This is a genomic window from Collinsella sp. CM84Y_54 (assembly GCF_036317945.1).
GTDB lineage: Bacteria > Actinomycetota > Coriobacteriia > Coriobacteriales > Coriobacteriaceae > Collinsella.
The window spans coordinates 19457-40459 of record NZ_JAWQCX010000004.1; the positions used below are offsets into that span (position 1 = coordinate 19457).

20 protein-coding genes are annotated in these 21003 nt (G+C 57.3%); 9 read left to right on the top strand and 11 right to left on the bottom strand.

Translation table 11 applies throughout. The annotated features are described in order from the left end of the window. Positions 1–189: 189 nt before the first annotated feature. On the top strand, positions 190–1212 hold the full coding sequence (locus V2391_RS07120) for a helix-turn-helix transcriptional regulator (protein WP_329738780.1): 1023 nt from the start codon (positions 190–192) through the stop codon (positions 1210–1212). After that, positions 1199–2116: a helix-turn-helix transcriptional regulator gene (locus tag V2391_RS07125; RefSeq protein WP_329738781.1), complete on the top strand. Its 918-nt coding sequence runs from the start codon at positions 1199–1201 to the stop codon at positions 2114–2116. The genes V2391_RS07120 and V2391_RS07125 overlap by 14 nt, the downstream gene beginning before the upstream one ends. On the opposite strand, the gene V2391_RS07130 is transcribed toward V2391_RS07125, so the two are convergent. Both V2391_RS07130 and V2391_RS07135 read right to left on the bottom strand, forming a co-directional pair. Beyond that, positions 2113–5007, bottom strand: coding sequence for a helicase C-terminal domain-containing protein (locus V2391_RS07130; protein ID WP_329738782.1), 2895 nt, complete (start codon positions 5005–5007; stop codon positions 2113–2115). The two genes, V2391_RS07125 and V2391_RS07130, sit on opposite strands and share 4 nt — an antisense overlap. Further along, positions 5001–5966, bottom strand: coding sequence for a D-alanine--D-alanine ligase family protein (locus V2391_RS07135; protein ID WP_329738783.1), 966 nt, complete (start codon positions 5964–5966; stop codon positions 5001–5003). The genes V2391_RS07130 and V2391_RS07135 overlap by 7 nt, the downstream gene beginning before the upstream one ends. An 85-nt stretch (positions 5967–6051) precedes the next feature. Here V2391_RS07135 and rlmN point away from each other — a divergent pair, with 85 nt between their 5' ends. Continuing rightward, entirely contained in the window at positions 6052–7104 is a 1053-nt protein-coding gene (rlmN, locus tag V2391_RS07140; protein ID WP_055251319.1) for a 23S rRNA (adenine(2503)-C(2))-methyltransferase RlmN, read from the top strand. A 198-nt stretch (positions 7105–7302) separates the two neighbouring features. Here rlmN and V2391_RS07145 read toward each other — a convergent pair whose 3' ends face one another. From V2391_RS07145 to rpmH, 9 genes are all read right to left on the bottom strand, one after another. Beyond that, positions 7303–7557: a hypothetical protein gene (locus tag V2391_RS07145; RefSeq protein ID WP_329738784.1), complete on the bottom strand. Its 255-nt coding sequence runs from the start codon at positions 7555–7557 to the stop codon at positions 7303–7305. Continuing rightward, positions 7547–8452, bottom strand: a complete 906-nt coding sequence (locus V2391_RS07150) for a ParB/RepB/Spo0J family partition protein (protein WP_329738785.1) — start codon at positions 8450–8452, stop codon at positions 7547–7549. Before V2391_RS07150 ends, V2391_RS07145 begins: the two co-directional genes overlap by 11 nt. After that, a complete protein-coding gene (locus V2391_RS07155; RefSeq protein WP_329738786.1) occupies positions 8445–9245 on the bottom strand; it encodes a ParA family protein in 801 nt (266 codons plus the stop codon). The genes V2391_RS07150 and V2391_RS07155 overlap by 8 nt, the downstream gene beginning before the upstream one ends. 134 nt (positions 9246–9379) lie before the next feature. Further along, positions 9380–10117 (bottom strand): 16S rRNA (guanine(527)-N(7))-methyltransferase RsmG, encoded by a 738-nt coding sequence (gene rsmG / locus V2391_RS07160; RefSeq protein WP_329738787.1) that lies wholly within the window; start codon positions 10115–10117, stop codon positions 9380–9382. 96 nt (positions 10118–10213) lie between these two features. Then, positions 10214–10783, bottom strand: a complete 570-nt coding sequence (locus V2391_RS07165; protein WP_329738788.1) for a Jag family protein — start codon at positions 10781–10783, stop codon at positions 10214–10216. 44 nt (positions 10784–10827) lie between these two features. Next, on the bottom strand, positions 10828–11598 hold the full coding sequence (locus V2391_RS07170) for a YidC/Oxa1 family membrane protein insertase (RefSeq protein WP_329738789.1): 771 nt from the start codon (positions 11596–11598) through the stop codon (positions 10828–10830). Between the two features lie 29 nt (positions 11599–11627). After that, complete coding sequence (yidD, locus tag V2391_RS07175) at positions 11628–11852, bottom strand: membrane protein insertion efficiency factor YidD (protein WP_022093804.1); 225 nt, start codon at positions 11850–11852, stop codon at positions 11628–11630. Further along, the gene (rnpA, locus tag V2391_RS07180; protein WP_117716212.1) at positions 11849–12187 is read right to left on the bottom strand and encodes a ribonuclease P protein component; all 339 of its coding nucleotides are present in this window, start codon (positions 12185–12187) and stop codon (positions 11849–11851) included. Before rnpA ends, yidD begins: the two co-directional genes overlap by 4 nt. 20 nt (positions 12188–12207) lie before the next feature. Then, positions 12208–12342, bottom strand: a complete 135-nt coding sequence (gene rpmH / locus V2391_RS07185) for a 50S ribosomal protein L34 (protein WP_019127408.1) — start codon at positions 12340–12342, stop codon at positions 12208–12210. Positions 12343–12687: 345 nt separating this feature from the next. Here rpmH and V2391_RS07190 point away from each other — a divergent pair, with 345 nt between their 5' ends. From V2391_RS07190 to gyrB, 6 genes are all read left to right on the top strand, one after another. Further along, complete coding sequence (locus tag V2391_RS07190) at positions 12688–14040, top strand: ATP-binding protein (protein ID WP_329738790.1); 1353 nt, start codon at positions 12688–12690, stop codon at positions 14038–14040. 15 nt (positions 14041–14055) lie between these two features. Next, positions 14056–15762 carry a DnaA ATPase domain-containing protein gene (locus tag V2391_RS07195; RefSeq protein ID WP_329738791.1) on the top strand — a complete coding sequence of 569 codons (1707 nt, stop codon included), beginning with the start codon at positions 14056–14058 and terminating at the stop codon, positions 15760–15762. 238 nt (positions 15763–16000) lie between these two features. Further along, positions 16001–17104 carry a DNA polymerase III subunit beta gene (gene dnaN / locus V2391_RS07200; protein WP_329738792.1) on the top strand — a complete coding sequence of 368 codons (1104 nt, stop codon included), beginning with the start codon at positions 16001–16003 and terminating at the stop codon, positions 17102–17104. Positions 17105–17113: 9 nt separating this feature from the next. Further along, positions 17114–18220, top strand: coding sequence for a DNA replication/repair protein RecF (gene recF, locus V2391_RS07205; protein ID WP_329738793.1), 1107 nt, complete (start codon positions 17114–17116; stop codon positions 18218–18220). After that, on the top strand, positions 18207–18770 hold the full coding sequence (locus V2391_RS07210) for a DciA family protein (protein ID WP_329738794.1): 564 nt from the start codon (positions 18207–18209) through the stop codon (positions 18768–18770). Before recF ends, V2391_RS07210 begins: the two co-directional genes overlap by 14 nt. Positions 18771–18875: 105 nt before the next feature. After that, complete coding sequence (gene gyrB / locus V2391_RS07215) at positions 18876–20906, top strand: DNA topoisomerase (ATP-hydrolyzing) subunit B (RefSeq protein WP_329738795.1); 2031 nt, start codon at positions 18876–18878, stop codon at positions 20904–20906. The last annotated feature ends 97 nt before the right edge of the window (positions 20907–21003 follow it).

Below are 21003 nucleotides of genomic sequence, written 5' to 3' on the forward strand. Positions count from 1 at the left end.
ACATCCATAATCCGACAAATAGGCCCAATGCATGCACATTAGAACCGTATACAGTCGAAAGTATACCCCGAGCGAGCGCAAACGACCGAATTCGGGGCATCTTAACGCCGCGAGCGGACAAGGATATAGCCTAATCTCCATATCGGACTAAAATCATGGCATCAAACGACCTTCTCATGCGAGGATTCTATGACGGCAAGCGACGCGACCGCGACAATTAAAAAGGGGGCACCCGAGCCCGGTTTCGATAAAACGGCTCAGCGCATCCTCAACCTTTTCTTTGTGCTCAACAGTTCTCCCGAACCGCTGACGACCGAGCAAATCGTCCTGGATTCCGATTTGGGATACGGCTCGGGCAATATTGACTCAGACAAGCGCAAGTTCCGCCGCGATCGCGACAAGCTGCTCGAACGCGGTATCGTCATCAGGGAGGTTCGTGCTGCCGGAGCGCAGGAAACCGAGGAGAGCGCGTGGACGATCGACCGCGAGCACACGTTTGCCGCGGGTGGTCTCATCACCGCAGACGATGCCGACATCCTGCTCAACGCCATCGACCAGACACTCGCGGCAGGCTCATCCGCCTTTGCCGCGCCGCTTGCCGACATTCGCTCCAAGATTGCCTACCTCACCGGTATGTCGACGGCGGGAGAGACACCGATCCGCCGCTCTCCCGCCGTCGATGCGGTATGGAGTGCCTTTGCCGAGCGTTGCGCGCTGCGCTTTTTGTACCAAAACGGACGCGGTGAACAACGCGAGCGGACCGTTTGCGTCTACGGCATGTTCGAGCGCGAGGGTACGGCATACTTCTGCGGCCTCGACAATGCCACCGGCAATATCAGAACATTCCGCTGCGACCGCATCATTCGCGCCTGGAGACCTTCGAAAGCCTACGCCATTCCTGCGGATTTCAACCTCAACGATTACTTATTCTTTGAGTTCGATTTTGCCGACCGTCCATCCGTTGCGGCTACGTTCTCGTTCGCGCGTGAAGCGCAGGCCGATATGATCAGCGGTCTCACACGCGGACGAGGCGAACTCACGCGCACCGAAGCAGAGTGGACCTGGACCGTTGACGTGCGAGACTTTGAAGCCGCAGCCTCGTTTTGCATGGCTCATGCCATGGATGGCATGAGGCCTGTCGCCCCCGATGCTCTCAAGCAGGCGTGGAATCACCTCATCGAAAGGACGGTGCACGAGCATGCCCGTGCGTAAACTCACCAGCGAGCAAAGACTCTCGCGCGCCATCGACATCATGGAGGCCCTCTACGCCGCCGGCGAGAATGGCGTGACACGAGACGAGCTTTGCAGCCGCTTTGATATCACGGGGGCATCGCTCGACGAGATTCTCGAGATCGTCTCGACGCTTGCGGACCGAGAATCGGGCGCACGTATCATCTGCGAACGCCGCGGCGAGTGCGTGGTCCTCACCGGTGATGCGGGGCGCGTGCTACCGCTGCGCCTGAGTGCCGCCGAGGGCGCTGTGCTCAACCATGAACTTGAATCATTGGGGATCGAACCCCAAGCGGCGGCTCGAATACGGCGCGCCCTTCTTCCCAAAGAGCTCGGCTATAACCAGCGCGTCTTTGACACCGTCGCCCACGGATCGCACTGGCAGCAGCTGAGCTGCGCCATTCGGGACGGCGTTCGCTGCCGCATCTCGTATCGCTCGATGGATGACACACAAGCGCGCGAGCGTTTGGTCGACCCCTTGCGCATCACAACAAATGGCGACCAAACGTATCTGATTGCCTGGGATGTCGCGGTCGACGAACAGCGCACCTACCGCATGGATAAAATCGAGGGCCTGGTCTTGACCGATGACTCCGTCGTGCGCCACGCACCGGAACCCGCGACCCTCCACGACTCCCTCGCCCAGGCGGAGCGGAGCGCGAAGCTTCTCATGCCGCGCGCCTTGGCAGAGCGCCTAGACTGGCCCGGCATCATGTCGATTAAACCCAATGGGGCGGACAGCTCAACAGTGAATGTGCGCTACGGCTCCGAGCGATGGCTGTTAAGCCAGGTAATCGCAGCGGGCGGGGCCATCCGTATCTTGGATGACTCCGCCCTGTCAAAGCGTCTGTGCGATATGGCAAAAACCCTCGTCTGCCCTCTTTAGCGGCGACGCTCGTGCGCCTGGCGCCACAACTGTAGGTAATGACCAATCTGCGCCGACTCGATGCGCTGATAGGAGCTCGTGGGCAGCGACGTTAAGAATTTCTTGCCGTAGCCCTTCGTCACCAGGCGCGGGTCGGCCAAGATGAGTACGCCACAATCGGTCGATGAGCGAATGAGGCGACCGGCGGCCTGCTTGACCTCGAGCACGGCCTCGGGCAGCGAATAGCGCGCCCAAGCGCGGTCTTCACGCAGATTGCGCTCGCATGAGAGCGGGTCTGTGGGGCTCGAGAACGGCAGCTTGGGGATGATGACACAGCGCAGCGTCTCGCCGCTGGCGTCAAACCCTTCCCAAAAGGCCTTAAGCGCAAAGAGTGATGAGGTCGGTTCGTTGATAAAACGATCGCGCAGACGGCGAGGAGACGAGTTGCGCTGCTGGCAGTTGAGTTCCAGACCCGCACGAGCCATCTTGGGCTCGACACGAGCGTACAGTTCCTCCATGTCACGCCTGTTGGTGAACAGTGTGAGCACCGAGCCGCCCATAGCAAGGTGAGCGTCGACCAGCACACGCTCGAGCGCCGAAAGATAGCTCTCACGATCGCGCGGATCGGGAATATCCCCAGCCACGACCACGGCCATATTCGAATCGAAGTCGTAGCTCGAATCCAAGTGCAGCGACGATGACGTCGAGGCACCGATGCGATCGAGGCCGACGGCGTGGTTAAAGTGCTCAAAGCTCTTGGAAACCGTCATGGTCGCCGATGCAAAGATAGCCGTGTGGACCTCGGGCAGCCACTCGGTTGCCAAGGCCTCACCAATATCGATGCGCTCCGCGGTCATCGACTCGCCGCCGGCGCGCAATCTGCGATTGACTTGCAGCGAGTACACGTAGTGTTCGTCTGTACCGTCAATGATGAGCTTGAGGTTCTCGACCAGCTCGTGTAGGCGGCGCGAGATATCACCCAGGTCGACAACAACCTCGGGCTTGTCGGCGGCGACGGCTTGTACCAGCGCGTCGACGCTCTTGTCAGCTTGTTCCAATGCGTCGATGGCAGTGTAGGCCGACTGTAAGAAATCATGCCAGTCGTCAGATTCGCGCAGCTCGGGGCCAATCCATAGGTTCGCATTGTCATAGCCCCCGCGCGCACGGCGGCCAAGCTCGCGAACGCCGTCAAACACATCGGCGATTGCCATGCTCGCGCGCGCAACCGTCGACGTCGCCTTGGCGGTTAGACCCAGGTAGAGCGTAGAGCCCTCCGAAGCTGCCAAATCGCGGGAAACCTGGCTCAGTGCACCGGTGCTCGAGCCACCCAGGCGCTCAAACAGAACGCGCGATTCATCCGCCGACACCACGCGCGCCCATTGACGGCGCGCCTCGCGCTCGATGGAGTGGGCCTCATCGATCACCCAGTGACGAATTGGAGGCAAGATTCTGCCCTCGGCCGCAACGTTGCGGAACAGCAGGGAATGGTTGGTGACCACCACATCGGCATGCGCCGCGCGACGGCGGGCGCCGTGGACCAGGCATTTATCGGGGAAAAACGGGCATAGGCGACGGGCGCACTCGCGCGACGCCGTCGTAAAGTCGGGACGGTTGACGCTGCGCCAGCGAATGCCGAGCGAGTCGAGGTCGCCATCGGCCGACTGACACACGTACGCCGTGATGACCGCGACTGCCGTAAGCGTGTCGGCAGGATCACGCTTGGTCGTAATTTCGACTTGCCCGCGGCTCATGCGCTCAAGCTTGCGCAAGCATGGATAGTGGTCATAGCCCTTGAGGGCGCAAAACGATAGGCCTCCGTCCAGCTGCTCGGCAAGTTTGGGCAGCTCATGATACATGAGCTGGTCCGCAAGATTATTCGATTTAGTCGCGATGCCAACCGTGATGTTGTTGCGGCGCGCGGCCTCGGCAAAAGGCACTAGGTAAGCCATCGATTTGCCGACGCCTGTGCCCGCCTCAATCACGCGATGCGTTCCCGTAACGAGCGCGTCACGGACCTCGAGCGCCATCGCGATTTGCTCATCGCGCGGCTCGTACGTGGGATACATGCGATTAACCAGACCGCCCGGGGCATAGTCCGCCTCGATTTCCTCGCGGCTCGGCATCTTAAGGACCGGCAGCTCGTCCGCATCAATGCGATCATCGGCCCGATCGGCCTTGAGTACGTCGGCGCGGGCGGCGCTGAGAGAGAAGATGGAACCGGGGTTCTGTCCCGCCAAGAACGAGAAGATGGGACGATAGGACCAGGGTACGTCGGGGTGCATGTCGGCCAAGCGCGCCATTAAGCCCTGGGGCAAGTCGGTGAGCGCCACGAGCAACACGCGCCATACGCCACACAGGGCGTCGACATCGGCGTTGGCGCGGTGCGACACCGAGTCACAGCCAAACAGGTCGGCCATAAAAGACAGCTTGTGCGAGGCCAGGCGCGGAAGTGCGATGCGCGACAGTGCCAGCGAATCGATCCAGATGTCGCTGACGTTGACACCGCCCTTGACCGACTCGATAAACGAACGGTCGAAGGTGGCGTTATGCGCAATCACCGGGGCGCCGCCGACAAAATCGGCGAGAGCGGCCACGGCCTCGACGGCCGATGGGGCATCTACCACATCGGCGTTTGTAATGCTCGTGAGTTCGGTAATCTCGGCGGGAATCAGCTGCTTGGGATGCACGAAGGTATCGAACCGGTCGACGATCTCGCGGCCCGAAAGACGAGCAGCCGAGATCTCAATCAGTTCATTGTCCTGCACCGAAAGACCCGTGGTCTCGGTATCGAGGACGATAACATCTTCCTCGATGAGACCAAACGATTGGGTTTTGGCGCGCTCGGCAAGCGTGGCATAGGAATCGATGACAAACTGCGGCGTTCCCGACGAAACAGCGTCCTCGATTAGCATGCAACGCCCGCTCGATGAAGTCCCATACGAATCAGACTGTCACACACCTGCGGGAACGTCATGTCATCGGTGTGGCGAATCTCATCCGGATACAGCGACGTATCGGTCATGCCGGGAATCGTGTTGGTCTCGAGGATGACGGGGCCATCCTCGCTCACGATAAAGTCGCTGCGCGAGATACCCAGGCAGCCGAGTGCCTTATGGGCAGCACAGGCGAGCTCCTGAGCACGAGCGTAGTTCTCGGGTGAAATCTGCGCCGGAATGCGGTGGATGTCCGTAGGGTCGACATACTTCACGTCCAGATCGTAGAACTCGCAGTCCTCGGGCTTACGGATCTCAACAATCGGCAGGGCGCGCACGTCATCCTCGCCGTATACGCCGACGGTGATCTCGGTACCCTCGATGCACTTCTCGACCAGCACTTTGTCGCCGTACTCAAACGCCTTGGCGATTGCCGCGGGCAGCTCGGAGGGCTCGTGGACCAGGGAAATGCCATAGCTGGAACCGTTTACGGCGGGCTTCACAAAGCAGCGCTCGCCACAAACCTCGACGATATGATCGATATCGATCTCATCGCCCGACTCGATCGCAATGCCGGGGGCAACGGGAATGCCCGCCTTGGCGTACAGGAGCTTCGAGACCTCCTTGTCGGCACCGCAGGCGCTGGCAAGCACGCCCGAGGCCGTGTAGGGGATACCCAGGGTCTCCATGGCACCCTGCATGGCACCATCCTCACCGCCGGCGCCGTGCATGGCGATAAACGCCACGTCAAAGCCGCCGGTCGCCATGGTTACCATAAAATCATCGGCAGCTGTGTCGAGCAGCTCCACCGAAGTGTAGCCGGCCTCCTTCAAGGCCACCACGACATTCTTTCCCGAATTGAGCGAGATCTCGCGCTCAGCGGAATGACCGCCCGCCAAGACCGCTACGTGCATGTTCTCTAGGCTTTTACCCGGCATGGGCAGACTCCTCCTCTATAATTTCTGCAGCTGATACCATATTGTAGCGATACCCTCTACGTTTCCCCAAAATCGAAAGGCTTCCATGAATCCCAGGACTAAATCTCAGGACATTCGCGACTTGAGCCAAAACGATATTCGCGAGCTTGTTGCCGAACTTGGCCAGCCCGCCTTCCGCGCGAAGCAGCTCATCGAATGGGTCTTTGAGAAGAACGTTTGTTCGTTTGACGATATGACCAACCTTCCCAAGGCTTTCCGCGAGCAGCTGAAGGAGGCATTTGCCTTTGACACGCCGACTGAGCTCACCAAGCAGGTTTCTAAAGATGGCTCTCGCAAGTATCTGCTCGAGTACCACGACGGCATTTCCGTCGAGACTGTCGGTATGCCCCGTCGTAACAAGCTCTCTGTCTGCGTTTCCACCCAGGCAGGCTGTGGCATGGGCTGCGCTTTTTGCGCTACCGGTCTGAACGGCCTTAAGCGCTCTCTGACCGCTCAAGAGATCGTTGACCAGGTGCTTCATGTCTCCAACGACTTTGGTGAGCGTGCCACGAGCGTTGTCTTCATGGGACAGGGCGAGCCCTTTGCTAACTATGACGAGGTTCTCAAGGCGTTGCGCATCCTCAACGACCCCGATGGCATCGGTATCGGCGCTCGTCACCTCACCGTCTCTACCAGCGGCGTTATTCCCGGTATTCGCAAATTTGCCGACATCCCCGAGCAGTTCACGCTTGCCGTTTCCTTGCACTCCGCTATCCAGTCCACGCGCAACAAGCTTATGCCTGGCGTCAAGAAGTACACGCTCCTGCGCCTTCATGAGGCACTGCAGCTCTACACCGAAAAGACGGGCCGCCGCCCAACCTATGAGTACGCCATGATCGAAGGCGTCAATGACACAAACCCCGAGATGCAGGCGCTTTGCGACTTCTGCGAGGGAACGCTGTGTCACGTCAACCTGATTCAGCTTAACGACATTGAGGGTAGCCCGCTCAAGCCGTCTCCGATTCATAAGGTCGAGGATCTTCAGCGCCGCCTTGAGTCTCGTGGCATCGAGACCACGATCCGTAATTCTCGCGGCAATGATATTGATGCCGCTTGCGGTCAGTTGAAGCAACGTTTCAAGGTCCAGAAGAACGCATAGGGGAGTCTGCACTCCATAACGTTTCATGTGAAACATCCGACAGCCCTGGTTGTAGATAATGCAACCAGGGCTGTTTCATTTGTTTTCATCCTAGAGGACTTGATTTACGTAACCTTAGTTTTATAGCCATAATAAGGGGTCCTTGTCTCATGAATCAGACAAGGACCCCTTCAAAATAGGCAAGTAATTGTTAGGTACCTAATAACCAACATTTTCCCATTGATGATTAACCCAGTCTTTGTTAATCTTGGGATTCTTAGTTACCTGAGCTGTACGCATAGCGACATCCTCGGTCATAACGTCCATTTTCTTTTTGGATGTATCGACGATATCCTGCGCCCCGCGAAGCAGACGACCACGCAATTCATCATCTGTTGCGACCTTAAATCCCACAAATGCGCCGACCGCTACAGTTGCAGCCAAAGCAAGAGCAGCCAGAACTTTATTCTTCATCCTGGCCTCCCTGATCAAATTGAATCATTTCACCAAGAATTCGAGACAGTTCTTCCTCATCCTTAAACTCAATCTCGATTTTATTCTTGCCGCGCGAGCTCTTAACGCGAACGTTCGTGTTAAACACCTGACGCAGAACGCGTGCAGCCTTCTTAAAAGACTGAGGCGTTGCAGGGCGAGGTGTCTTAGGCGTCTCTCCGGCAGAAAACAATGGAGCAAGATTTTCTGTCGCGCGGACAGACAATCCCTCGGCAACAACCTTCTCAGCAAGCTTAATGCGCGCTTCTTCATACGGAACCGCAAGAATTGCACGAGCATGACCAGCGGTGAGCTTGCCTTCGAAAATCATCTGCTGAACTACCTCTGGAAGATCAAGCAAGCGCAACGAATTGGTGATTGCAGAACGAGACTTGCTGACAGCCTTTGACAAGGCTTCTTGAGTCATACCGCTCGAATCGATGAGCTGTCGATATCCCTTAGCCTCTTCGACGGGGTTGAGGTCTGAGCGCTGAAGGTTTTCGATTAGCGCGAGTGCAAGCATCTCCTCATCATCAACGTCTTTAATGATAACGGGAAGTTCTTCAAGACCAGCAAGCTTTGAAGCCTGATAGCGACGTTCACCAGCAATAATTTCATAGCCATTACCGTGCTTACGCACAAGAAGCGGCTGCAAAACGCCATGTTCCTGGATTGACTCACCCAACTCCCGAAGTTCTGTCTCATTGAAATGAATTCGTGGCTGATTTGGGTTCGGAACGATATCCTCAATCGGAAGTTTAGTTTCCGAAGCAGCATTTGATGCTGACGTTGCAGATCCACCAGTCTCATATTCAGCTTCCGAGACCAGTGCATTGAGTCCACGACCCAAGCCGCCGCGCTTCTTAGGGCTAGGCACGTTTAATCACCTCTTTAGCAAGGTTCATATACGCCTTTGCGCCCTTATTCTGTGGCGCATAGGTAATTACAGGCTCACCGAACGACGGTGCTTCTGAAATTTTAACGGTACGTGGAATCAAAGTCTTGAACGCCTTGTCGCCAAAATATGATTGAACCTCTTCGACAACCTGGTTCGAAAGCGATGTGCGCGAATCGTACATAGTCATAAGCACGCCATAAGTATCAAGGCTCTTATTTAGGCGTGTCTTAACCATCTTCATCGATTCAAGCAGTTTTGTGACACCTTCGAGTGCGTAATATTCGCACTGTATCGGAATCAAAACGCTGTCTGCTGCGGTCAAAGCGTTGATAGTAAGCAGGCCGAGCGAAGGAGGACAGTCAATGAAAATAAAGTCAAACTCGTCCTGAATCGGCTCAAGCAAATCTTTGAGGCGGGTTTCACGAGCAATTGCGCTTACGAGCTCAATTTCCGCGCCTGCAAGTTGAATTGTAGCCGGAATAACGAATACCTTTTTACAATTTGTATCAAGAACAAGCGATTCTGCCGGCACATCATTCAACAATGCATCATAGATGCAGTGATCAAGGTCTTCTTTTTCAATTCCGAATCCACTGGTGCTGTTTCCCTGCGGATCAAAATCGACAATCAGTGTCTTACGACCCTGCTCACCCAGTGCTGCTGCAAGGTTTACAGCCGTCGTTGACTTACCGACGCCGCCTTTTTGATTGATGATTGCAATGATACGCGTGTCTTTTGCGCTCTTAGAACGCTTAACGTCGCGAAATCCCACGGTCCCTCCTGGTGTGTATTAAAGCTGTCAAACGGAGGATGTTTCACGTGAAACATTCCGAATCGATATCAACCGCCATGTTTCACGTGAAACACTGCAAGTTGTTAGTATCCATTATGTTTCACGTGAAACATCTAGGCAAGCGGATTCTTCTTTGCCACGCCATTTGCACGAGGCAGTGAGACGGATGCTGGATGACTCTTCTTAAGAACAATGAACTCCCTGTGACCCAAGCCTTCAGGCAAATCAATTGCGTCATTCAGAAGCAAAGTGAAGCCGCAAATCTTAGCTGCTGACATGCCGGAAGCAAGCTCCTCATCCGAAGGATTGCCCTTGGTTATAACAAATAGCCCTCCATCCTTCAGATACGGAGCCGCATACTCAACAAGAATCGGTAGAGGGGCCAGTGCGCGGGCGGTTACAACAGAGAACTGCTTCTTATGGCTTCGAGCATATTCTTCAAGACGATCATGAACTGCATGAGCATGTTTCAATCCAAGAGCATGGACAAAGGAATTAACCGCATCAACCTTCTTGCCAACAGAGTCAATATAAGTAGCTTTACGATGCGCGGTTATGGTTAAAGGAATACCAGGGAAGCCCGCACCTGTTCCCATATCGAGCAAAGCTCCCTCAGGAGCCTTATTGATATAGGGGAGCAAAACAAGTGAGTCGAGGATATGAAGTACTACAGCATCTTCTACGTTAAGAATACGGGTGAGATTGGTTGTCTTATTTGTTTCAAGAACCAAATCCAAATGCTGGATACATTTCCTCAGCTCAACATCAGTTACGCTCAAGGAATACTCTTTGCAATAGGAAGTTAGACGACTCAACATCTCGTCAGCCTGCTGATCGGTAAGTACTAACAACGAAAGCTCCTTTCTGACAAAAATCAGTGTATCGAGAACTTTTGACAAAAAAAGGGGACGTGGAAACCACGTCCCCTTAGCATAAGCTCAAGTAGATTATCGAGCAACAATCACCACATGGCGATCAGGGTCTGAACCCTCAGAATGAGTATCGACTGCATCATTGCCACGAAGTGCGATGTGAACAAGTCGGCGCTCGTAGGCATTCATGGGCGGAAGCGAAACGCTCTTATGAGTGCGGATGGCACGCTCGGCAGCAGACTGAGCCATGGAGGCGACCTTGTCCTGACGGCGGCTCTTGTATCCCTCGACGTCCACTACAACCGGATACCTAAAGCCAAGCTTGCGGCTCACCAGCAAAGAGAACATAACCTGAAGGGCATCAAGGGTGCGACCATGACGGCCAATGAGAACAGCAAGATCGGGAGCCGTTACATCCAAAATCAGCTCACCCTCGTCGCCCTCATACTCATCGATAGGAGAGTTGGCGGCATCGAAGTGCGAAAGGATAGAACGCAAGATGGAAACCGCAACATCGGCAATGGTGTCGAGCTCCTCATCGGTCAGCTCTTCACCAGCCTTGTAGCGCTGTGCAATCTCGGGATAATCGCCCGCGACCTGCGGGGCAACCTCCTCAAGCATATCCTCGATGATCTCTTCAGACATAACGTACTCCAAAAGTTAGGTACCTAAATAAGATTGATATCCCACTACTTCTTCTTGTGCGGGCGCGGCTTCTTCTCGCGACGAGTAACCTCGACTTGCAGCGGGGCGTTCTTAAGACGTTCCTCTTCATCGGCCTTGGCTTTATCGATAACCTTCTGCGTCACGAAGATCTGCTGGATAACCTGCCAGGCAGAAAACACATCGTAGTACAGCAGAACGCCGACGGGCAGGCTCCAGCCCATCCAAAGCATCATGACGGTCATGACAACAGCCATCATACGCATGCTCTGGGCCTGCTGACCGGTCTGATTGCGGGACATATACAGCTGCGGAATCAGGGTCAAGACAGCAAACAGGATCAGGCAGATCAGCGCAGGCAGCGCAACCATAAAGCCATCGGCAAAGGAAGCGCTCGGCGTGGTGGTCAGGTCGGGCAGGATGTTGAAGAACGAGAACGTGCCGTCGTTAAAGTACTGCGGCAGGTTGCGCAGCAATGTAAACAGGGCGAACAGGATAGGCATCTGAATCAGCAGCGGCAGACAGCCAGCCATGGGGTTGAACTTGTTCTCGCTGTAGAACTTCTGCATCTCCTCGGCCTGACGCTGGGGGTCGTCGGCGTAGCGCTCCTGGATCTCGAGCATCTTGGGCTGAAGCACCTGCATGCGCGCCGTCGACTTTGTCGACTTGAGCATGAGCGGCGTCAGCAGCAGACGGATGATGACCACCAGGATGATGATGGACAGGCCCCAGTCGACCGCAAAGGTCTGGATGAGCTTGAGCAGCTCGAAAAGGATGTTAACGATCCAATCCCACATGTAAGTTTTCCTCCGATAGCGAGTGCCAACTAGGGCACAGGGTCATAACCGCCGACGTGCAGGGGATTGCAGCGAGCGATGCGCCTCACGGCAAGCCAGCAGCCTCTCAAAACACCGTACTTCTCAATCGCCTGAACGGCATATTGCGAGCACGTTGGGTAATAAATGCAGGCGTCAGGTAATAAGGGCGAAATAACCTGTTGGTATATGCGAATAGGAGCGATGGCAACACGTCGCAAAACGTGATTGCTCATCGCTCCTCCCCGGCAACGCCGGCGCGTTTCATAAGCGAACGCAATGCCTTGTCCATCTCCTGCGGCGAGGAGATCCTCGTCTTGGGAGTCGCGAACAAGATGATGTCATAACCCGCAACGGGAAATCCGCAGCTGCGGGCGGCCTCGCGCATCACACGCTTAGAACGGTTGCGCACAACTGCACAACCGAGCCGTTTAGCACCAACGAAGGCGACCCTTCCGGAGTCGCCTTCGCCAACCGATTCACATATGGTCATTCGAATCAGAGGGTGATTGAAACGACGCCCCTGACTGAACACATGCTCGAAATCTTGCCGAGACTTAATAGTCTTCATGCGAGATGTGTGTATCGCTGCTAGACAGTGAGACGCTTGCGGCCCTTGGCGCGGCGACGGGCGAGCACGGCACGACCACCCTTGGTGGCCATACGGGCACGGAAGCCATGGGTCTTGGCACGCTTACGCTTATTAGGCTGATACGTACGCTTCATCTTAAGTTCCTCCTGCTGCATTTCGAGTGTCCGCGGGAGCGCGGACGCAGATATAGACACGTGAGCTTGAAGATTGTAGGGAAATCAATGTTCAAATGTCAAGAAATCAAAGGTAAAAGGTTGCGTAGTTCACACGGTTCCCCCATAAGCCCAACTGAAATTTGCAGGGTACGGCAACTTTTCACGATATTTCACCAAGTTTTCAACAGGTCATGTTGGCAATGTTGAGAACTTTTCGCCCGTTTTCCAAAGTTTTCAACAGGTTTTGAAAAGTTGTCGAAAGATGAGAAACATTGCACGGTGAGCTACTATTTGTTCGAAACCTTATGAAAGATTGCGAGCAGCATGTCTGACGACTTTTACACCATGGTCGATTCCGGAGACCCGGCACCTGACAACGAGCACATCACCGGCGTGCGCGAAAAGCGCGGCCAGGAAGAGCAGGCCGCTGCGAAAGCGCAGGGTGCCATGTATGCGGCACGCATCGCGGTCTATGACGACATGCTGTCGACGCCGCGCGTCATCGTCATCGAACCGAAGGACGTGCGCACCTATCTGGAAGAGACAACCAACACCGTCTACCAGTGCATGAAAGAGCAGGGCGGGCACATCTCGCTCATGGTTATCCGCGAGATTGTCGAAAACTTTATCCACGCCCACTTTGCAGAGCCCATCATCTCGATCCTAGACGGCGGCGACACCATCCGATTCGCAGATCAGGGACCGGGGATCGACGACAAGGAGCGCGCCTTCGATTTTGGCGTCACCAGCGCAAACAGCAACATGAAGCGATACATCCGCGGAACCGGAGCCGGGTTTCCCATGGTGCAGGAGTACTTGGAAAACGCCGGCGGCGCCGTATCCATCGAGGACAACATGGGCAACGGCACCGTGGTCACGGTAAGCCTGGACCCCAAACGCGTGCAGGAAATCGAGCGAGCCGGAGGGCGAGGGGCCGCCGTGCGCCCCGAGACGGAGCAGTCAGCATACCCCCTACCCGACACGTTTGCACAGCAGCCTGTGATAGCACAACAGATGCAGCAACCCGTGGTGCACATGCAGCAACCCGGAGCTTTTCCAGTGCAGGATCCCCAGGTATCGCTGGGCCACACGGCGCAAAGCATGTCGGAGACCATAAACTCGGCAGGTCTGGACACAAACGTCGCGCAACAGACGGCGGCCATGCCGAACGTCCAGCAAATGGGCTACCAACCGTACCCCCAAGGGTATCCTCCCCAATATATGCCGCAGCAGGGATATGCCCAGCCGTATCCGCAGCAGTACCCTCAGGGATACCAGCAGCCGTATCAGCAGATGCCGCGGGGGCAATTTAACCCTTGGTCCCAGCAGATGCCGCCGCAGCCTTACCAACAGTGGCCGCAAAGTTTTCAACAGCAGGTGCCGCCCATGCAGAGTTCTCAACAACCAGCAGCTCAAATGATGTATCCTAATGCGGCAAATCAATACGCACAACCGCAGCCGGACGTGTTTGTAAGCGAACGCGGCAACGCTGCATTGGGGTATCTGGCCCAACATCAAGAGTGCGGCGCAACGGACTTGGCGCGGGCGTTTGGAAACTCCGCACCCACCTGGTCGCGCACGCTCAACGATTTGGCACAGGCGGGCTTGGTGGTCAAACATGGGCAGAAATACCATCTGACCGAAATTGGAAGCGCTCGCGTGCGGGCTCAGGCTTAAGGAACGGGAGAGACAGTGGACGAGGAAGCAAGCATCATCCTGGGGGATGCCATCGCCTTTTGTCAGCGCGACGGCCAAGATGCGCGCCTCATCAACATGCTGGGGCAATCGCGCGCCGTGAGCCTGACCGAGGACACCTTGACGATTGAGGCCCCCTCACGATTTGCCATCGCTCAGCTCAAAAAGCATCAGCCGACCATCGAGGCGTACCTGGAAGAGATCGCCTTTGCGCCGATCGCGCTCAACATCGTGGCACCGCAGGGCACCGCGGCAGATAATGCCGTACCCGCGGCATCCGTCGTCCCCCCGGCGGCGCCGGCTGCCGCCGCAGTGTCGGCTCCCGAGCATCAAAACGACGATGTTTCCCGTGAAACCATGCCCGCCGTCTCGGCGTGGGCAGCCCCCATGCCCGCTGCCACACACATGCCTATCGCGCACGACGCAACACCGGGCGAGGATTCGGGCATCGCAATCAAAAACACGCTTTCGGCCGACGATTTCCGCCGCATGATGAACCAGATGAAAGGCGGTGCGCCCGAAAAGAGTGCAAAACCAGCCTCTACATCGCCCACGAGTGCCCCCGCAGCTGCGGCGCCGGCCGAGCAAAACGCTGACGGCGCACCCCTCGCGGCCAACTCGAAATTCACCTTCGAAAACTTTGTCTACGGCCCCGAAAACAGCCATGCCTATCGCTCGGCGCTCAAGTTTGCCGCGCTCGCGGACGAACGCGGCACATGCACATCCCTGTTCATCTATGGCAAATCGGGGCTGGGCAAGACCCATCTGCTGCTCGCCATCAAAAACGAGCTCGCCGAAAAGTCGCCCGAGATCAAGGTGAAGTACGCCAACTCGCAGGCATACCTCGATGACCTGATGACGGAGTTCGACCGCCAAAAGAAAAGCAACGCCCCCATCATGCAGGCATACCATGGCGTGGACGTGCTCATTATCGACGACATTCAAAACATCATCGGCAAGCGCGCGAGCGTGGACTACTTCTTCCAGCTCATGGACGAGTTTATCCGCAACAACAAAAAAGTCGTCATCGCAGCCGACCGCGCACCCAAAGACCTGAGCATGGACGAACGCCTTACCAGCCGTTTTAACGCCGGTATGCTCTGTTTGGTGGCGGAGCCCAGCTACGAGATGAAATACAAGATCTTGCAGCGCTACTACGAGAACACGATAGCCGCCGCACCCGAGTCGGGTGACGACTCGCTGCTGGCGGCCTATGGCGGCGATGGTGGGCATCTGACCGACGAGCACTTTAAGCACATGGCAGAAGTCTCGGGAAACAACATTCGCGAACTCGAGAGCTTTTGCGAACGCTGTGCCGGCGAGGCGGGAGACCGCGAACGCGAGGGCAGCGAGCTCAGCTTCGACGACATCGACGCCATCGCAAGCCAGTACTTCGACACGTCGGCCAAGAAGATCAACGTGCAGACGGTCCAGTCTGTCATCGAGGAGCAATACGGCGTGACGCACGAGGAGCTCATCGGCCCGCGCCGCAACGCCAACATTGCCAAAGCCCGCCACATCGCCATCTATCTGGCCATCGAGATGTGTGAGATGACGACTACGGCGGTGGGCGCGGAGTTTGGCAACCGCAACCATTCAACCGTCAGCACGAGCTATAAAAAGGTTCAGAAGATGATTCAGGAAGACCGTACCGTAACCGAGGATCTCAAATCGCTACGAGATAAAATTACACTGCGTTCGTAGGGAAATAGAGACACCTGTTGAAAACTTGTCGAAACGCCGGGCATAACGTGTCTAAAACTCACCCCAAGGCGACGAAAAGTTTTCCGCAGGTTTTGAACGTGGAAAACACGGTCGGTTGCGCACAGGATGCTGTCGATTCTCTTTTTGGGGTTGACCAGCGCTTTTGGGAGTAATCAACAGTTTCGTCAGTGCTATTACTATTATTAAGATATTTATATCTATAGAAAGGTATTAAAAGATGAAGTTCACCGTCAGCCAAAGCTCGCTCACGCAAGCCATCGGCGTCGTTATGAAAGGCGTCGCTTCGGCATCTACCCTTCCCATCCTGTCGGGCGTGCTCGTTAAGGCGCAGGACGGCATCTTGGAATTCCAAACTTCTAACTACACCATCTCGATTCGTCATCGCATTGCCGCGCATGTCGAAGAAGGGGGCGAGATGGTGATTCCCTGCAAGATGCTCTCGAACATTACGAAGACCCTTCCCGACGCTCCGGTTACCTTTGAGCTCTCGGAGCGTCAGGTGCTGATTGGATGCGAGAAGAGTTCCTTCCGCCTCAACACGCTCGATGCCAACGATTTCCCCGAGTTCCCGGCCTATGCCATCGAGAGTGCGGTGGAGCTCCCGACCGACATCCTGTCCGAGATGGTCGGCCGCGTGTGGCGTGTCACTTCGACCGATAAGGCCCGTCCCATCCTGGGAGGCGTGCACATGAAGGTCGAGAACAACACCGTGCGCCTGGTGGCAACCGACTCCTTCCGCCTGGCCGTATGCGACACCCAGGTCGAGACCTCGACGCTCGAGGGCTCTTTTGAGCTCAACGTTCCGGCCGACGCCTTCAACGACGCCCTGAGCATCATGGCCAGCCAGGCGACCATCATGATCGGCGCCACCGACACCCAGGTTGTCTTCGAGGCCGGCAACACCACCTACGTGTCGCGCCGTATCGAGGGCGTGTACCCCAACTACAAGCAGCTCATCCCCGATTCATGCGTGACGAGCGTCAAGATCGACGTGGCGGCTTTTAATGCCGCCCTTAAGCGCGTGGCGGTCATCGCGAGCGCGAACCCCGCCGTCAAGTTCGAGATCGATGTCGAGAACGGTCAGATGGGCCTGTCCTCCATCTCCAATGACCAGGATCTGGCGCAGGAGACAATCGATGTCGAGGCCGAGGGCGAGTCGGGCACCATCGCCTTTAACTACCACTACATCTTTGGCTGCCTCAATGCCCTGTCCAAGGAGAAGGAGATCACGCTGGAGCTCAAGAGCTACTCGCAGGCGGGTATCTTTAAGTCCTACGACAAGATCAACTACCTGTACCTGGTTATGCCGGTTCGCATCTAGCGCTGCGCCATGACCGTGTTTGCCCGCAACCTTTCCGTCGCGCGCTACCGCAGTTTCGATAGCTACCGTCTTGACCTGGACGAAGGCGTGACGGTGCTTGCGGGGCCCAACGCGGCGGGAAAGACCAACCTCATAGAGGCGCTGCAGCTTTTGACGAGTGGCACCTCGTTTAGGCATCCCACAGCTGCCGAGCTCGTGCACGACGGCACGGGCTCGTGCAAGCTCGAGTTGAGGCTCGAGGGCGATGGCCGCGTGCTCGATATGGGGCTGGGCGTTGAGGACGGCAAGCGCTCGTTTAGCCGTAACGGCAAGAGGTGCTCGGCTGCCGGCGTGCGAGGGGTTATGCCGAGCGTGCTGTTTTGCCCCGATCATCTGGATATGGTCAAGCGCGGTGCCAGCGTGCGCCGCGCCGCCCTCGACGACTTTGGCGTACAACTGAGCGCCCGTTACGCCGACCTGGCGAGCACCTACGGGCGGTGTGTGACGCAGCGCAACGCCCTACTCAAGGAGACCTGGTGCTGCCGCGAGATGCTCGGTGCGTGGAATGACTCCATCGCCCGCGCCGGGTCAGCCCTGCTCGTGCATCGTTTGGCCCTGCTCGCCCGACTGGCGGGCCATGTGCGCGCCGCGTATGGGCAGGTGGCGTCCGGCGAGGACGCAGGCGTGTCCTATGTATCCACGCTGGGGGATTTACCTCAAACCGAAGGGCGCGAGGAGCTTAAGGACTGGGCGTACGAGCATATGCTCGCGGCCCTCGATGAACGTGCCGACGAGGAGATGCGCCGCGGCGTGACGCTCGTGGGCCCGCATCGCGACGAGATTGAGTTTACCGTTGCGGGTCGATCTGCCCGTTCGTTTGCCAGCCAAGGGCAGCAGCGTACGCTGGTGCTGGCTTGGAAGGTGGCCGAGGTGACCGTCGCCCGTGACATCCTGGGCACTGCACCCCTGCTGCTGTTGGATGATGTGATGAGCGAGCTCGATGCCGAGCGCCGGGGCGCTTTTCTGCAGCTGATCGGTGATGACATCCAGACAGTCATAACCACCACCAACCTGGGGTACTTTACTGATGACCTGCTTAATCGAGCCAAGGTGGTGAGCATGGGTGAGACGTGCTAACTACGAGCGCGAGAACGGAACGGTTGCCTTTGGCGGCTTTTTGGATGCCGAGCGTCAGCGCATCCTGGCGGCCGCGACACCTGAGCGCCGCGCGCAAATGGAGGCTGCAGAGGAATCTCGTGCGGTCTATCGTGCCTGGAATGCGGTGTGTTCGGGCACGCGCGAGGGACGCCACGTGACGGGCCTGCGCTACCTGCCCGAGTCCAATGAGCTGCTGGTGTATCTCGATTCGCCCTCGTGGACTCAGGAGATGACGCTGCTGCGCGAGATCATCCGGGCACGCATGGAGCGGGCCGGCGCGCATGTGGACGGCCTGGTGTTCAAAACGACCGCGCCCGGTCACACGCCGCCGGCTGCCAAGGAGCGCTTGCGCCCAGCCGTGACCGAGCGCCCGCCGGCCCCACACGCCGATCTCAGTGAAGACGAACGCGGCGAGATCGAGCGCCAAGTGGCGCCCATCGAAGATCAAAAACTGCGCGAGGCCCTCGAGAATGCCATGAGAGCCAGTGCCGAGTGGGCCAAGGGCGTGCAAAGCAAGAAAGAGCCTTAAATCGCATCTGGTGGCCTTGTAGAGCCAAATACCCTCGCTCCCGAGGGTATTTTTTTACGATAAACTAGTAAGGCTGTACACATTTTCTTAGCTGAAGGAGGACGTGTGGCAAACGAAAACGATTACGATGGCGGCGAGATTAAGATTCTCGAAGGTCTCGAGGCCGTTCGTAAGCGCCCGGGCATGTACATCGGCTCGACGAGCGCCAGCGGCCTGCATCACCTGGTGTGGGAGATCGTTGACAACTCCGTTGACGAGGCCATGGCCGGTTTCTGCACCGAGATTCAGGTGACGGTCCACGCCGACAACTCCATCACGGTCGTCGACAACGGGCGAGGCATCCCCGTCGACGAGCATCCCATCAAAAAGATCCCGACGCTCGAGGTCGTTATGACGATCCTGCACGCCGGCGGTAAGTTCGATAACTCGGCCTACAAGGTCTCGGGCGGCCTGCACGGCGTGGGCATCTCCGTCGTTAACGCGCTGTCCAAGCGCGTGGTCGTGCAGGTTCGCCGTGATGGCAGCGTCTACGAGATGGAGTTCTCGCGCGGCAAGACCGTCAAGAAGATGGAGGTCGTGGGCACCTCGGATTCGACGGGTACCACCGTCAGCTTCTGGCCCGACGACGAGATCTTCGAGACCTGTGTCTACGATTTCGATACGCTGCACAACCGTCTGCAAGAGACGGCGTTCCTCAATAAGAATCTAAAGATCGTGCTGACCGACGAGCGCGAGGCGACTCCCCACGTGGAGGAGTTCTGCTACGAGGGCGGCATCATCGACTTCGTCAAGTTCCTCAACGACGGCAAGGACGTCCCCGAGGCCTTTAAGGAGCCCATCTATATCGAGGGCAAATCGGATCCGGATGCGCCCGTGACCAAGATGGGCGAGGTCGAGGTATCCCTGCAGTGGAATGCCGGCTACGGCGAGAACGTCATGTCGTTTGCCAACGACATCTACACCCCCGAGGGCGGCATGCATCTCGAGGGTTTCCGCACCGCTCTCACCCGTGTGATCAACGATTACGCCCGCAAGCAGAACCTACTCAAGGAGAAGGAAGCCAACCTGAGCGGTGACGACGTGCGCGAGGGGCTTTCGGCCGTCATCTCGGTCAAGCTACCCGACCCGCAGTTTGAGGGACAGACCAAGGCCAAGCTCGGCAGTTCCTACATGCGCGCGCTCACGCTCAAGATCGTGACCGATGGACTGACCGATTATCTGGAGGAGCACCCCAAGCCCGCCCGCGAGATCGTCAAGAAGGCCCAGCAGGCCTGCAAGGCCCGCAACGCTGCCCGCAAGGCGCGCGAGGCGACCCGTCGCAAGAGTCTGCTCGAGACGGCTTCGCTGCCCGGCAAGCTCGCCGACTGCTCGGTGCGCGATGCCGAGCTGACCGAGCTCTTTATCGTAGAGGGTGACTCGGCAGGCGGTTCGGCCAAGGACGGCCGTCGCCGAGACATCCAGGCGATTCTGCCCCTGCGCGGCAAGATTTTGAACGTCGAGCGCGTGGGTGACCACCGCGCGTTCTCGAGCGACACCATCCAGTCGCTCATCACCGCGATCGGCTGCGGCGTCACGACGAGTGCCGGCGACGGCGGCGACTTCGATATCACCAAGGCGCGCTACCACAAAATCATCATCATGACCGATGCAGACGTTGACGGTGCGCATATCCGCATCCTGCTGCTGACGTTCTTCTACAAGTACATGCGCCCGCTGATCGATGCCGGCTATGTCTATGTCGCCTGCCCACCCATCTTTGGCATTAAGGTGCGCAACAAGATCCATTACGTGTATCCCAACGGCCGCCAGCCCGAAGACGAGATTCTGCGCGACACCATTCAGAGCCTGGGCCTGAACCCCGACGACAACGACGAGGACGGCAAGGCCAAGGACGGCAAGATCACCAAGAAGCGCAAGGGCTATACCGTCCAGCGCTACAAGGGCCTGGGCGAGATGGACCCCAAGCAGCTTGCCTCGACGACGATGGACCCCAAGACCCGCATTTTGCAGCGCGTGTCGATCGAGGACGCCGTGGTGGCGGACCGTGCCGTGCGCGAGCTCATGGGTTCCGAGGTCGGCTATCGCCGCGAGTACATTGAAAAACACGCCCACGACGCACGATTCTTGGATGCCTAATCCCTGCGGCTTTCCCAGCCACCGCACCTTCGCCCTCAATCGTCGGTCGCGTACCCAAGTACGCTTCCCTCCTCTTTCGGGCGAATCTGCGGCATCT